Consider the following 15,009-nt stretch of genomic DNA (forward strand, 5'->3'; position numbering starts at 1 on the left):
TGCGGGAGCCAGTCGCCACAAAACCCGACATTCATGAATGTCGGGTGAAAGTCGCGTTGTAATTGAGTTATTCAATCACCATAATAGAATACGAACAAATCTGTGACGCTGATAGGGGATCGATCTGATGATCATCAGGGAAGCAAGTATGACAGACTATCCACGATTGAGACAAATTTATTTGGACGCCCGACGTGAAAGTTTCCATTGGGCTCATGCTGATGAGATGACGCTTGATGATTTTGACCGGGATACATCGGAAGAACAAATTGTACTGGCGGAGGAGAACGCCCAAGTTCTCGGATTCGCCTCCTTATATGTGCCTAACCGCTTTATTCACAATTTGTTTGTCCACCCGACTGCTTCCGGCAAAGGTGTTGGCGGTCTGCTGCTCAAAAGCGCTGTGGCCGAGCTTGGAACACCAGTCACGTTAAAATGCGTCTCCGAGAATCATAAAGCGCTCCGTTTCTATAAGAATCGGGGCTGGAAAGCCGTCGTGGAGGAAGGAGAGCCTGGTGCTAAATATTGGGTTCTTGTTTATGAATGAACCAGGAAGAACCGAGAGATCAAGACTGCGGACGAGCCGTTCGCTCAATGGCATCGGAAATGACCAGGTACAGTTGATGCGGAATGTCGTGTCCCATGCCGTCAATCAGCATGAACTCGGCGCCCGGAATGGCAGAAGCCGTGTCCTCGCCGCACGCCGGGACGAACAAGGGATCGTCCGCGCCATGAATGACAAGAGTCGGTGCTTTTATGGTCGCCAGCCGCGGACGACGATCGCCGGAGACCGCTATCGCAGCGATTTGTCGTCCGACACTGCCTGGATCGTAGGCACGCCGGGCTTCCTCCAGAACAAGGGCCCGATAAGCGTCCTCTTCGAACGGATAACCCGTGCCGGCAATGCGTTTGGCAAAAGAGAGGCTGTGTGCCAAAAAGCCGGCTTCATCCTCAAAGGGGTTCGGCGCCGGTGTCGTCATCATCGCCATGACCTCGGGAGAAGCTTGCGGAAGGGCGGGATTACCGGAGCTGGACATGATGGAGGTGAGGGATAGAACCCGTTCAGGGTACTCGCTTGCCGCAATCTGGGCGATCATGCCTCCCATTGACCTGCCAACGATATGGGCCCGGTCGATGGAAAGGGCGTCGAGCAGTCCGATCGCGTCGTTTGCCATGTCATCGAGCGTGTAAGGAATGTCCGGTCGCTGTCCCGACATGAGCGCAGTCGCCAATGCGGCAAAATCCATCGTCCGATAGTGGCTAAAATGCGTTGAACAGCCTACGTCGCGATTGTCAAAGCGGATCACTCGGAACCCCCGCGCCGCCAATCCTTCGCAAAACGGAACCGTCCAGCGGATCATCTGGGTTCCAAGCCCGGCGATCAGGAGGATAGCCTCGTCAGTTTCATAACCGAAATGGTCATAGGCCAGCTCGACGCCGTTCACTTTCACAATGTTCATGGTCATATTCTCCTCTCCGGAAAGGCATGGGCGGATAATTTCTTGATATGATTTCGGATATCAGGCGCCCAATCTTCGATAAAGCGGTTAAAACGATCCCCATCACCGGCATACAGTGCGCGCAAAGCTTCTTCGTAATGAAGGAAGTCCCCGGCCATCGCTGTCATAAAGTTATAGGTTGCTTCTTGTGACTCTCGGATGGTACTCCGCTGTTCTCCTGAGCGGCGAGCTTCATCAATCAGCTTGCGTAAGGTTACCGACGCCCCGCCAGGTTGGCTCTTGAGCCATTCCCATTGCCGAGGCAATAACGTAACTTCGCCGGATACAACACCCAGCTTGGGGCGGCCGACCCGCCGTGTCGTCTGGGCATTCACTTCCGTATCGGATGAGCGGCTAAATTGTTCTTCCAATCGTTGAAGCACATCATCTATTTTCCCGCGAAAATCGACATCGATCGGCTTCCCCGTGGAATCGTCGAATATAAGCAGCTGTGTGCGTTCACTGTCACTTAGAGCAGCCTTCACTGTAGTAACGACGTGCTGCAACGAACCGCTGGCGACGATCCCCTCGCCCGAAAATGCTGTGCAGGTTAATTGTGTTAGGGCATGATTCATGCGGATCTCCTTTCTGCTCATCTGAATTATACCCGGGTAAAAATAAAAAATCAATCAGCGCATTTTGGATTGAAAAAATTCAATGAGCCTCTCCGACAACTTCTGCTGGGCCTTGCTGATAAATCGGTCTGTATAGTACGTCAGCTCCAGGTGGCGAATGGGCGCAGGCTCGGAGATGGGGATGGATACGATATCTGGCCAATCCACATGTTGTTGAAGCAAGTCTCTCGGCTGTATAGTGACGCCAACGCCGGCGGAAACTAATTGCAGCAAGGAGGAGGCCGAGTCCACCTCCATGACAGTCGGCAATTCAAAGCCTTGTTTTCTGCATGCTTCATCCACCAAATCCCGACCCAAATAGCCCTTCGGGTACATCACAAGCGAATGCTGCTTGAGCTCCTCCAGAGCGATCTCATCCCTCTTGGCCAGCTCACTTGCCGTATGGACAAACAAGTAGTAGGGCTCGCTTCCCAGATGGACTTGAACCAGTCTTTTATCGACGGGACTACGAAGTCCAATGCCTAAATCGACTTTATGAGCAAGCACCTCATCCCTTACAAAGATCGTCGAGAAAACTTGAAGCTGGGTGTCGGGATATTGGGTCTTGAATTCGACGAAGAGCGGAACTAACCGGAAATCGAGATCCGAAGGCAATACCGCTAGCCGAACTGTGCCTCGTTTCTCGGATATAAGTTCTTTAATCGCATTTTTCGCATCCGTTTCGGCTTGCAGCATTTTTATTCCGTATTGATGCAGCAGCTTGCCCGCCTCCGTTACGATCACTTTTTTGCCGATGCGATCGAAGAGCGGGATACCGAAATCTGCTTCAAGCAGGCGAATTTGCTGGCTTAACGTAGGCTGAGAAATGCCGAGAGCCTCGGCGGCCTTTGTAAAATGAAGATGCTCAAATACAGCCATAAAATACATTATATTTCGAGTATCCACATTTTTACCTTCTTTTCGATAGTATTTAACTATCATAATAATATTATTTATTGAATTGATCAATGATTGCCAGGGGTCTATACTCATCCTTACTTAGCAGCAGGGGGGATGAGCAGCGATGAAAAAACGATTTTATTTATTCGCTTTATGTATGGCGGCCCTGAATTTACGACCCATTATTACGTCGGCGGCCGTCTTGCTCGGTACGATCCAATCCCAGTTGGGGATGAACGCTTTGACAGCGAGTCTTCTTACCACATTGCCCGTTTTGTGCATGGGGATATTTTCTCCGGTCGCGACAGTTATAAGCCATCGGATCGGACTGGAACGTACCGTCTTTTTCTCGCTCATTCTCATTACTTTAGCAACGGTACTGCGGGGAAGCGACAGTTCTGTCCTGATGCTGCTCGTTACTGCTCTTGCAGGAGGAATCGGTATCAGCTTGGCCGGGCCGATGCTTTCCAGTTTTATTAAGAAGTATTTCCCGGAGAGACCTGACATCGTCAGCGTTTATTCGATATCGATGACGGTAGGCGCTGCATTGGCTTCGGGCTTCACCATTCCGATATACACGCGCAGCGGACATAACTTGCCATTCGCCTTGTCCTGCTGGGCCATTCCAGGTTTGCTCGCGCTTATGGCTTGGCTTGCCTTGGTTCGACGCAAGCATCATCCATCGAACGCAACCACGCGTCAGAGACTCCCGATCGCGAACAAAAAAGCGATTCAACTGACTGTTTTTTTCGGTTTAATGGCCAGCATGTTTTACTCGATTACAGCATGGATCTCGCCGATCGCCCGCAGCTTCGGATACAGCCCGGCAAGTTCCGCGATGTTTCTTACTATTTTCACCATGATCCAGATTCCGATTGCATGGATTGTTCCGCATGTCGTTAAACGTTCCGGAAAACCCAAATTGCTGCTTGTCTTATGCAGCTTGTCGGAGCTTATAGGCGTGGGCATGCTGCTGCTGCAGTTTCCGATGCTTCCGGCGGTCCTTTTTCTAGGGATCGGGGCGGGCGGATTGTTCCCACTGGCGCTGATGCTCCCGATTAGCGAGACCAGGACGGCGGAGGAAGCTGGGACTTGGTCGGCCATGTCGCAGATGGGCGGTTATGTGATGGGGGCTTGCGGTCCGCTTTTGATGGGCTGGATCTATGATCAGAGCGGTAGCTTCACATCTTCGATTTTCGCGATGCTCCTTATCGTTATGGCGATGATCGCCGTGCAGGTATGGATGACCGTGGGCAGCAAAGAAGCGGAAGGACGGGGGCGTCGGTGAAGCCTTTCGCCGCTGCCTCAAGATCATCGATTTCCTGTGCGGTCAGCGCGATTTCGGCGGCTTTACATCTTCTGCTAATCGTCAAACCGGGTGTTTATGAAGCTTGTTTTAATGACTGTTTCGGTCAAAGATATTGAAGTACACTACAAGTAGGAGCGATTCAAGTGTTACCTTTCGTGAACAGCGATCTCTCGAGAAGGAGAATAAAAATGGCAGAGATTCTTTTATTGCACCACGTCATGGGGCTGACAAAGGGAATTCACGCTTTCGCCGACAAGCTCAGAGCGGCGGGGCACACGGTTCATGTTCCTGACTTTTTCGACGGTCATTTGTTTGCCGCGATGGAGGATGGCATGGCGTATGTCAATAAGATCGGCTTCGAAGAGATCGCCGAGCGGGGGATAAGGGCGGCCCATGCGCTTCCGCGTGAGATCGTCTACGCGGGTTTTTCGCTCGGCGTGGTTGCAGCCCAGAAGCTCGCCCAGACTCGCGAAGGCGCTCGTGGTGCATTGCTGTTTCACGCTTGCGTTCCGCCCTCGGCGTTCGGATCTCCCTGGCCGGCGGGACTGCCGGCGCAGATTCACGGCATGGACGCAGATCCGTATTTGGTGGATGAGGGCGATATTGAGGCAGCGCGCGAGCTCGTGGCAACGGCCGATCTTGCCGAGCTTTTCCTGTACCCGGGGGATCAACATTTGTTCGCAGACAGCAGTTTGCCGTCCTTTAACGTAGACGCGACGACGCTGGCCTTGCAGCGTGTACTCGAATTCCTTGGGCATTTGGATGCTTAAGATAGAGGCAAATGAAGGAGCCGATGTGTGCTTGATCCAATTGACGAACCGCCAGGCACGGCAGTTTCTGCTATTGAAGCACGGACTATTAGGCGAATACCGTTTTATCGGAAAGCAGGGCGTATTGGATTTTGTGCGGCAAGCCGGCTGTATTCAATACGATCCCATCGATGTTTGCGGAAAAAACGCCGAGCTGGTGCTGCAGTCGCGAATCAACGGATTTACCAAGAATATGCTTGCCGAGCTCCTGTATCAAGAGCGATTGCTTGTCGATTATCCCGACAAAAATCTGGCCATTATCCCTGTCGAGGACTGGCCGTATTTTGAACGTTACAGGCAGGCCGCACGGCAGCATGCCGAGCGCTATCCCGACATGGAAGCGTTGATGGAGCAAGTTCGCGCACACATTCGATTTCACGGCCCGCTAAGTTCCGACGATCTTAAATTGGACGGGAATTTCGCTTGGCGATCGGCCATTCACTGGAGCAGCGGAAGCAATCCATCCCGGTCGGTGCTGGAGCAGATGTACTCGACGGGCGAATTGATTCTCCATCACAAAAAAGGAACGCGCAAATATTACGATATTGCCGGAAAGTACATAACGCCGGATCTGCTGAATGCGCCAGAGCCGCTGGAGGACGAGCTTGAGCATCATAAGTGGCGAGTACTGCGTCGAATCGGCGCCGTTGGCCTGTTATGGAATCGCGCATCCGATGCCTGGTTAAACATATGGGGATTAAAAGCGGAGCACCGCAACGAGGTTTTCCGTCAGCTTTTGCACGAAGCTCGCATTGTTGCCGTTGCCGTGGAACGAATGAAAGATACGCTTTATTGCCGAGCGGAAGACTTGCCGCTTCTTGAAGCCGTTCTGCAGAATCCAGCGCCGAAATGGCGCTGCGAGCTGATTGCCCCGCTAGATTCTTTCATGTGGGACAGAAAATTGATTAACGAATGGTTTGGATTCGATTATACCTGGGAGATTTACACGCCAGCAATCAAACGGAAATTCGGCTATTACGTATTGCCTCTCCTATACGGAGAAAGCTTCATCGGCCGGGCCGAAATCATCGCGGAGCGAAAAACCGGGACGCTTGTTGTCAAAAACATCTGGTACGAAAAAGACGTAAAGCCAACCAAGCAATTGCGAACAGCCTTGAACGAGTGCTTTCAACGTTTTGCGCTGTTTAACGAATGCGGGACGATTGCTGATTGAAAAGTGTTTATATCATTCAACATTATTTGTCCAAATAGCTCAAAAATGAGCTATTCTCGCATGCTCAGCCTTCAGTCGGCAGCCACCGGCTCGCGACCGATGCAAGAATAGCGCAGAAATGCGCTATTTTTGCATGCAAATACTTCAGTTGATCGCCACTGGCTCGCGTCATGCTCAGCATAGCGCAAATTTGCGCTATTCTCGCTTGCTTGAAGTTCAGTCGACCGCCCACTACTCGCTTCATGCCCGGAATAGCGCAGATATGCGCTATTCTCGCATGCATGGAAGTCACTTTTTACCAAAAGAAATTTACGCAGGAAGAAGCTCGTTGTACACACTTAAACGGTCCGTCATTGCCTGCTGCTGAAACGTCTAATCGCTTCCTCCGTCACAGGCGCGAAGAGGTTGATCAGGTTGCCGTCGGGATCGCGAAGCAGCGCGGCACGGTTCCCCCAAGGCATCGTAGTCGGCTCCTTAACCCAGTCGTCGACAAGCGGCTTCAAGCGCTCGTACTCGGCATCGACATCGTCGACGCGGAGCTCGATGATGACGGAGCGGTTGGCGGCCGCCGCTGCAGAGCCGGCGCCGAACAGCGGCACCGTCTGGGAGTGACCGATCGCCAACGTGCACGAGGGCATAACGAGCTCGGCAAAGACGGGTGCGGGGCGTTCGGCCGAAACCCCCGTCATTTTCTCGTAGAACGCCACAAGGCGATCCACGTCGTCGGTAATGATGCGTACAGAAGCAAAATTCATGAGCAATCATCCTTTCTTGAATGAAATACTTCGCATATATCTCCAAAGCGCTTTGCGTTTGCCTGTTCCGATCATACAAAAACGCCACTGACGACATTATGTCAGTGACGTTTTATGAACTCCATACCGGCCGTGCGTTGTTAGGGTACGATCGGGAGCGGAATATCGATCGCGAGCAGGCAGCCGACATCGCCGTTCGCGGATACGGCGAACGCGCCGCCGTGGCGGTCCACGCGCTCCTTCATCGCAGTCAGGCCGAAGCCGAACGGACCGGCTTCGTACGGTCGCCCGTCGCTCGCCAGACGGAAGCGGAGCTGAGCATCGGAGGCGCCCAATCGGAAGGCGAACGAGCGGCTTCCGCCATGACGAATTCCGTTCGTCAACCCCTCCTGCAGCGCGCGGTACAGCGTTGCGCCGAGCGCTTCGTCCAGCGCGGGCAGCGGCTCGATCGTGTAATCGATGGTAACGCCGGTCAGCTCTTCCGTCCGGCGAAGCAAACTATGCAGCGCAGGAAGCAGCGCTTCCTGCTCGTCGGCCGTCTTCAGCATGCGCACCGTGCGCCGGATCTCGTCGAGACCTTCCCGCACCGACTCGCGGGCGACATCCAGCTTGCCGGCAGCCCGCTGCGGGTCGCCGTCGAACAGCAGCTTCGCCGCTTCGATCTGGATCATCGCGGCCGTCAGCGTGTGGCCGACCTGGTCGTGCATGTCATGCGCGATCCGATTGCGCTCCTCCAGCACGGACACTTCCGCAAGCGCCTGCGCCGTCTCATGCACGGAGTCGATCAGCTGCCGGTTGGCATGCTCCAGCTCGGCCGTACGCTCCTTCACGAGCCGCTCGAGCGAACCCGTCAGCCGCGACAGCTGCAGGTGAACGCGCACGCGGGCAAGCATGTCGTCGAAGACGACGGGCTTCACCAGATAATCGTTGGCGCCTGCGTCGAATCCGGCCGCAATGTCGGCCGGACTGCCGGTGGCGGTCAGCAGCAGGATCGGCAGCGCCCCGGCGTCGTAAGACAGGCGCAGGGTCCGGCACAAGTCGTAGCCGTTCATGATCGGCATCATGACGTCGGCGATGACCATATCGGGCTTGCCGTTCGCGGCGATCCACACCAGCGCCTCCCGACCGTCGGCCGCCGGTACGGTTTGCATCCCTTGCAGCGACAGCAGATTGATCAGGACCTGGCGGTTAATGGCATCGTCGTCGACGATCAGCGCGACGGCTGCCGCCAGGTCGGCGTTCGGAGCGTTAGGGGACGGTACGGAAACCGGAGCGGGCGCAATCGGTTCGTCGTCAAGGGCGTCATGCGCCGATTCTGCTTCGGCGATCGCGACCGTTGCCGCTGTCTCGGCGATCGCGGCTATCGCAGCTGCCTTTGCAGCTTCGGCTGTCACTGTTTCTCCCGCCACAGCCGCCGCTACTGCTTCTTCCGCCGCCGCTGCCGCCTCGCCGCGCTCCGCGATCGGCAGCGTAAACGTGAACACGCTGCCCTTGCCGGGCTCGGAAACGCAGGAAAGCAAGCCCCCGTGGAGCTCGACGAGCTTCCGCGCTAGCGGCAGGCCGAGTCCGGCGCCGCGCAAGCCGGCTTCGCCCTGCTCGAACGGCTCGAACAGCCGCGGCAGCTCCTGCGGATCGATGCCGACGCCCGTGTCGGCGACCGATACGTGCAGCTCCCTGCCGACCGGCTTGGCCGTCACGCGAATGACGCCGGCATCGGTATACTTGATCGCATTGCCCATCAGGTTAAACAGCACCTGCTGAATGCGGTTCTCGTCGGCGAATACGAGCGGCGCATCGTCCGCAATGTCGACCGATACGCGCAGCCCCTTATCCCGGGCAAGCGGGGCCACGAGCGCGGCGACGACGCCGGTCAGCGGCGCCAGGGCTATCGGTTCGCGCTGCAGCCGCAGATCGCCGTGCTTGAGCTTGGAGATGTCGAGAATATCGTCGACCATGTGCGAGAGCCGCTTGCCGCTGACGGCGATCATCTGCAGCTGGTCGGCAATCGGCTCGCCGACAGGGCCGGCCGCGCCGCGCGCGAGCGTATCCGCGATGCCGATAATGCCGTTCAGCGGCGTACGCAGCTCGTGCGACGTGTTCGCGAGAAAGTCGTCCTTCAGCTTGTCGAGCTCCGTCAGCCGGGTGCTCTTGCGTTCTAGCTCTTCGGCGTGACGCTCGGCTTGCGCGTACACCGCCCGCACCCTTTCCCGCAGCACCATCCCCATGCAGAACAGCAGCACGAAGAAGGCGTGCATGAACCGGCTTTGCTCGAAAATAAGACGGTCCAGCCACCACCACCAGATGCCCGCGGCCGAGAGACAGTAGACGGCCAGCACGGGACCGAGCGCGGAGAAGCCGGCCAGGTACCAGAGCGATTCCGCGCTCCGCTGCCTGCGGTAATGGGCGACGGAATGCCCAAGCACAATCGCGATGATCGGAATCATGAGCAGGAAAAAAGCCGTGTTCGTCGCCGGGTAGGCAGGCGGAGCGAAGACGGCGGCGCCGACCGTGACGAGAAAAATCGGCGGCATGGCCTGCCACAGCCGACGAACGATTTTCCGGTAACCCGGACCGAAAACGGATTCGTAGAACAGAAGAAAGCACATGACGCCAAGCGGCACGAACGCATTCAAATAGTAGGGATACAGGTACGTATCCGCGAACAGCTGCAGAATGGGATACGCCCGACCGACGCACAGCGACGAGATGTAGAGGGCGAACAAGGCGAAATAAAGGTAGCTGCGGTCTCGGCGGGAAAAGAAAAAAACGAGCGCGCCCGCGCCGATCAACACAGAGACGAAGCCGAGCGCGATCAAATAAGCGTAATCTCCGAACAACGCGGCAAGCTGATCGGCATAGCTGCGAATATAAACGCCGCCTGCGCCTGCATATTCATTGTCTTTGTATACGCGGATATATAAGGTGCGATCGGCCGACGGGTCGAGCGGCAACGAGGCGCGCCCCAGGCTGGACCCGGGCACGATGCGGCGCTCGTACGGCTCGCGCATGCCGCGTTCCAGAATGACGGAGCCCCCCAGATAAACCTCGTAATGCAGCATCCCCTGCACGAACAAATTGGGGTCGCGCCACCGGTTGTCCGGGAGCTCGAGCGCATACCAGAAGTACCCGGTCGTCTTGCGGCCGCGGTATTCCTGCCATACGTCCTTGGCGCTGCGCCAAGGCGCTTCTTCAAGCCGGTCGCCCGGCAGGTCGCCGACGTATGCGCGGAGCTTGTCCTGCGCGCCGACGGAATAAACGTTGGCGTAAGAAGGCGTGACGCGGTGGTCGAGGACCGCGAACGGCACGAGCGGCACGATCGTGATCGCCAGCACGATCAGCATGACGATATACGGTTTGGTCTTCGACAACAACATGGAACTCTCCATTCCGGCTCGTGGGTATTCGGCTGCGCCGTAGCACCATCATCGCCGCTTCTTTCGGCGCGTGACCAGTGACGGCGGTCATTGTTGAAGTCATGATTTGCGTGCAGGCTTGCGGCGGTCTGTTCCCGGCGTCAATTCTCTCCCGACGTCGATCCGCGACCAGTCTTCGATCCGCTTCCGGCTCTCAATCCGCGTCCCGGCCTTCCGGCTCCTCTTCCCGCATGAGACCCTGCAGCAGCAGCAGCGCCTTGGCACGGTCGTTCGTGCCGATTTTCTGGTAGATGACGCTGACGTAATTTTTAACCGTTCCTTCGCTCATGAACAGAAATTCCGCCATTTCCCGGTTGCTGCGGCCCTCGAGCATGAGCAGGATGACCTTTTTCTCGCGGTCGGTAAAACGGATCATTTCCTGGCGAAGCCGCTTCGGATCGAGCACGTCGGCAGGCGCCTTCGACAGGAAGGCGAGCCGCGAAGCAAGCTTCGCGGCCACGGAGGCGGGCAGCATCAGCTGGCCCTTGACCGCGTCCCGGATGGACTCGACGATCTTGAGCGCGGGCAGGTCCTTCAGCATATAGCCGCAGGCGCCGTTCGCCAGCGCATCGACGATATACTCGTCCTCGGCGAAGGTCGTCAGGATCAGCACGGCGGTGTCGGGGTGCTCCCGCTTGATCGTTTTGGTGCTCTCGATGCCGTCCCGAAGGGGCATCCGAATATCCATCAGCACAAGGTCGGGGCGCAGCTCGCGGACAAGCTCGCAAGCCTGCTCGCCGTTCTCGGCCGCGCCGACCACTTGCATATCTTTTTGCAAATCGATGATCGTCTGCAGACCGTCCCGCATCAGCGTCTGATCGTCGGCGATGACTACGCGAATCATTAGAAAAGAACAACCTCCGCCTCCACGTTCGATGTTCCTATTATACCGCTGCGGGCCCAGATGCGGAGAGATTTTGACAAATTTCGTCATCATGACGCCGGTAACTGGTCATTCGTATCCCGAACCCTACAATTAAGCGTGGAGGAATAGAAGGCCGGAGGAGCAAGCGGCATTCTAGTTCATCGACGTTTGATAGCGCGGAGGGGAAAAAACAAAGATGAGACGCAAGATGAACATGCCGTTGCGAGACGAGACGGCGCGCCGCCTGATGCGCGAATTCGTCCTCTCGTTCGCGAAGGGCGGCCGTCTTCTCGGGGGATGGCGCCATCGAATCGCATTGACGGCCGTCGCGTGGATAGCTGCGGCGGCGATCGCGTCGACTGCGCATGCGGCGGACGAGCAGCCCAAGCTTACGGCAGTCTCGGTGCAGGTGACGGCCGGCGACGTTGGCGTCGTCTACCAGTCGTACGCGAACCGGTATGTCGTAGGACCGAACGGCTGGATGGAATGGAAGATTACGGTGAAAGAAAAGCTGGCAGGATTCACCGAAGGCGCGTTATACGATTTCGATAAAGAGAGCGCACTGAACTGGTGGGAGCACAAGATTGCAGTCATTAAGAAGCAGGAAGGCGACCATACGCTTGTGTTCCGTTTCGATCCGGGGACTTCCAGTCCGAGCGGGCCGCTCACGTTAGACCGCAAGCTGGCGCTCGACGGCCAATACGGCTCGGTCAAGTACTATGCCATCAATCCGGACAACGGACAGACGGTCATCAAGTCGACGACCGCCATCGACCTGTCGGGCGTCGGCGGCATGGCCGCGGTTCAGTTCAAGCGCGAATATCCGACGCTGACGATCACGCCGAATCCAAGCGATCTTCAGCGCGGCGGCCAGCCGCCAAGCGGCTTGTCCGTCGACCGGATCATCGTCGACGTGAAGGACGCCGTGCTCGATCCGCAAGACTTCGAGTTCAAGTACAGGCTGAGCGCCGGCATGTACAGCAAGTCGGTCGACTGGACGACGATGGCGGAGCGCAACTATATTCCGGTGCCGCCCGAAGCGCGCGGCAAGTCGGCGGATTTGGCGATCGAGGTGCGGGACCGCGGCGGCAACTGGAGGCCCTACACCCTCTTTTATCCCGGACCCGGCGGGTTCGTCGAATCCCGGGTCACGATGAATCCCTTCTATGTCATCGGCGGGGGCTCCGGCGATGCGGGGGGGCGATACCTCGGCATGCTGGGCGACGGCGGCTCCGATCCGATGATGCGAGCGGACGTCCTGCGCACGGCGGTCGCGGATTTCAAATTTTTGCGGCAAACGTACGAGATGCCGAGAAACGCGTATACCTGGCTCGCTGCGTTTGTGTACAGCACGGGGCAGAAGTCGGTGAACGGCTACAAGGGCTATGCCGACGTCGATCTGACGGCGAGCGGCTACTTGTGGAGTACCAGTTCCAACCTGCCGGTGGACAACCTGCCGGTCAAGCCATTCTCGGACACCTATCGCGCCGTCGAGACCAACCCGCTGAACGGGCGCCAGTATGAAGGATACTGGGCTGTCATGCCATCCACGGATACGGCGTCTCTGGGCGAAGGGACGTACTATTTGTACGTCAAAACCGTCGACGCCGTCACGGGCGGCTTCATGTGGCAGCAGGTGTATTACGACGCGGATCGCTTCCTGACCGACAAAAACGCGACCAATCCCACGCCGGTCAAGCTAATGAAGGATACGACGCCGCTTACGATCGACTTTGCGGACCAGCCGCTCGCCCGCGGCGATTACGTCATCGAAGCCGATGTCGCCGACAACACGGGACTGGGCGCCGTACAGTACATGGTCAGCGAATTCGACTTCTGCGCCCGCAGTCCGGGCGCATGCGAGTCGATGGGCGCCAAGTGGACGGACGTGCCCTTGGCCGCGGGCGGCAAGACGGCGCATGCGGGCATCGACACGACGCCGCTTTTCAGGGACGGCTCGGGCTTCAGGTCGAGCTTCCGTCTGTACGTCTACGTCAGGGGCGTCGAGCAGCGGCACAAGCAGCCGCCATACGACAAAGATCCGTTCGCGGCCGGCAACAAAGCCAATATCGTCGCTGCCGCATCCTCCTACTACGTGATCCGCGGCGACGACACGCTGGAATTGAAGGCGACCTACGTCGATCGGATCGATGCGCAGGGACGGCTGGCTTCGGCGCCGGAGCACAGACTGCGGCTCTATACGCATGCGGCGGGCTTGCTGGCGGCCGAAGGCGACGTGCGCTATCGGATCGAGAAGGCCGACGGCGCCGTCGTTCAGGATTGGAAGAACGTGCCGAGCGGACAGGAGATCGTGCTTAACGGCGCGGACGGCGAATATTTGCTGCGCGCGCAGGCGCTCGATGCGGAAGGAACGGCAGCAGGCGACCCGTACGCGCAGGCCTACGTAATCGGACCCGCGTCGTCCGCCACGACCGTATCGGCGAGCTTCAGCACGACGGAGATGACCAACCAGGACGTGATGCTGACGCTGACGACCGGCGTGCCGGCGAAAATCCTGAACTGGGACGGGGTCGACCCGAATGCCGCGGACACGTCGCATACGCTTGCGATCAAGGAAGCGACGCCGTTTGGCTCGCCGCTTTCGATTCAGATTCAGCCGGACGGCGGAGAGACGGAGACGATCCGGGTGTCCGTCGGTCAGATCGACAAGACCGGCTTTGGCCCTCTGGCCGGAGGCGGGGCGGTCATCTATTCGACCAGCCAGCCGACCGCGGGCGAAGTGACGGCCTATCTGTACGTGGGCAAGCGGGTCAAGCCGGGCGTCGGCGACGGCATCACTTATCGGAACGGCTGGCTGTCCTATACGTTCGCGTCGAACGGCGAGCACGTGTTTGAGGTCGAGGACCTGGCCGGAAGCGCGCTTCGAGGCTATGTGAACGAAGGCAACTGCAAGGCGGCCGTGACGTGGATCGACAGTACCGCGCCCGCCGTATCCGTCTCCTACAGCACGACGGCGCTGACCAATAAGCCGGTGACGGCGACCGTGCAGCTGCCGGGCGGATTCGCGGTGATCAACAACGGGGGAAGCGCGTCCTATACTTTTGCGGATAACGGCGAGTTCGTCTTTCTCGTCAAGGACGGCAACGGCGTCATCCGCGAGTATAAGGCTACCGTTGCCAATATCGACAAGGAACCGCCGGTACTTGCACTTAATGGACCGCTGACTTATCCGGTCTATCAGGGATTGCCGTTCTTGTTCGACGAGCCCGGCTTTACGGCCGTCGACAATCGGGACGGCGACGTATCCGCGAAGGTCGGCGTATCCAGCCAGGTCGACGTGTACAAAGGCGGCTACTACGAGATCGTCTATACCGTCTCCGACAGTGCGGGCAACACCGCGCGCGGGGTACGGGGCGTGTCGGTCATGGAAATGAACGGGATCAGCATGTTCGTGAACGGCATCCGTCTGCGCGGCGACGTCGCGGTGTCGCGAGGGACGCTGCGCTTCGACATCGCCGGCCAGGAAAGCGACGAGATGGTGTTCAAGTATCTTCCCGGCAAGCATGCGGCGGGCGCCTTCAAGCGCGGCGGCACGCCGATCGACGGCCGGACGCTTACGCTTAACGAAGCGGGCTGGTACACCTTTTACGTCCAGGACCGCGAACGGCGGACCTTCGTCGGACAGATCAATGTGCAGTAGGAAAAGGGAG

At 57.7% G+C, this 15,009-nt stretch carries 11 protein-coding genes; 5 read left to right on the plus strand and 6 right to left on the minus strand.

What is annotated here, in order from left to right; genetic code table 11:
* Nucleotides 1-127: 127 nt before the first annotated feature.
* Nucleotides 128-547: a GNAT family N-acetyltransferase gene (locus KB449_RS02000; protein ID WP_282906759.1), complete on the plus strand. Its 420-nt coding sequence runs from the start codon at nt 128-130 to the stop codon at nt 545-547.
* A 19-nt stretch (nt 548-566) separates the two neighbouring features.
* On the opposite strand, the gene KB449_RS02005 is transcribed toward KB449_RS02000, so the two are convergent.
* Genes KB449_RS02005 through KB449_RS02015 form a run of 3 tightly spaced genes read right to left on the minus strand, consistent with a single transcriptional unit; the run spans nt 567 to nt 3,019 of the window.
* Nucleotides 567-1,460 carry an alpha/beta fold hydrolase gene (locus KB449_RS02005; protein ID WP_282906760.1) on the minus strand — a complete coding sequence of 298 codons (894 nt, stop codon included), beginning with the start codon at nt 1,458-1,460 and terminating at the stop codon, nt 567-569.
* Nucleotides 1,461-1,462: 2 nt separating this feature from the next.
* Nucleotides 1,463-2,074, minus strand: coding sequence for a DUF2239 family protein (locus tag KB449_RS02010; protein ID WP_282906761.1), 612 nt, complete (start codon nt 2,072-2,074; stop codon nt 1,463-1,465).
* 54 nt (nt 2,075-2,128) lie between these two features.
* Nucleotides 2,129-3,019, minus strand: coding sequence for a LysR family transcriptional regulator (locus KB449_RS02015; protein ID WP_282906762.1), 891 nt, complete (start codon nt 3,017-3,019; stop codon nt 2,129-2,131).
* Between the two features lie 118 nt (nt 3,020-3,137).
* Here KB449_RS02015 and KB449_RS02020 point away from each other — a divergent pair, with 118 nt between their 5' ends.
* The 3 genes from KB449_RS02020 (at nt 3,138) to KB449_RS02030 (ending at nt 6,305) form a co-directional block, all read left to right on the plus strand.
* Nucleotides 3,138-4,301: an MFS transporter gene (locus tag KB449_RS02020; protein WP_282906763.1), complete on the plus strand. Its 1,164-nt coding sequence runs from the start codon at nt 3,138-3,140 to the stop codon at nt 4,299-4,301.
* A gap of 209 nt (nt 4,302-4,510) precedes the next feature.
* The gene (locus KB449_RS02025; protein ID WP_282906764.1) at nt 4,511-5,092 is read left to right on the plus strand and encodes a dienelactone hydrolase family protein; all 582 of its coding nucleotides are present in this window, start codon (nt 4,511-4,513) and stop codon (nt 5,090-5,092) included.
* A 31-nt stretch (nt 5,093-5,123) separates the two neighbouring features.
* Entirely contained in the window at nt 5,124-6,305 is a 1,182-nt protein-coding gene (locus tag KB449_RS02030) for a winged helix-turn-helix domain-containing protein (protein WP_286672180.1), read from the plus strand.
* A gap of 350 nt (nt 6,306-6,655) precedes the next feature.
* Here KB449_RS02030 and KB449_RS02035 read toward each other — a convergent pair whose 3' ends face one another.
* The 3 genes from KB449_RS02035 to KB449_RS02045 form a co-directional block, all read right to left on the minus strand.
* On the minus strand, nt 6,656-7,060 hold the full coding sequence (locus tag KB449_RS02035) for a VOC family protein (RefSeq protein WP_282906765.1): 405 nt from the start codon (nt 7,058-7,060) through the stop codon (nt 6,656-6,658).
* A 140-nt stretch (nt 7,061-7,200) separates the two neighbouring features.
* The gene (locus KB449_RS02040; protein ID WP_282906766.1) at nt 7,201-10,428 is read right to left on the minus strand and encodes an ATP-binding protein; all 3,228 of its coding nucleotides are present in this window, start codon (nt 10,426-10,428) and stop codon (nt 7,201-7,203) included.
* A 199-nt stretch (nt 10,429-10,627) separates the two neighbouring features.
* Nucleotides 10,628-11,317, minus strand: coding sequence for a response regulator transcription factor (locus KB449_RS02045; RefSeq protein ID WP_282906767.1), 690 nt, complete (start codon nt 11,315-11,317; stop codon nt 10,628-10,630).
* 217 nt (nt 11,318-11,534) lie between these two features.
* Between KB449_RS02045 and KB449_RS02050 the strand changes: the two genes are divergently transcribed.
* On the plus strand, nt 11,535-14,999 hold the full coding sequence (locus KB449_RS02050; RefSeq protein ID WP_282906768.1) for an immunoglobulin-like domain-containing protein: 3,465 nt from the start codon (nt 11,535-11,537) through the stop codon (nt 14,997-14,999).
* Nucleotides 15,000-15,009 lie beyond the last annotated feature (10 nt).

Source organism: Cohnella hashimotonis, from assembly GCF_030014955.1.
GTDB lineage: Bacteria > Bacillota > Bacilli > Paenibacillales > Paenibacillaceae > Cohnella > Cohnella hashimotonis.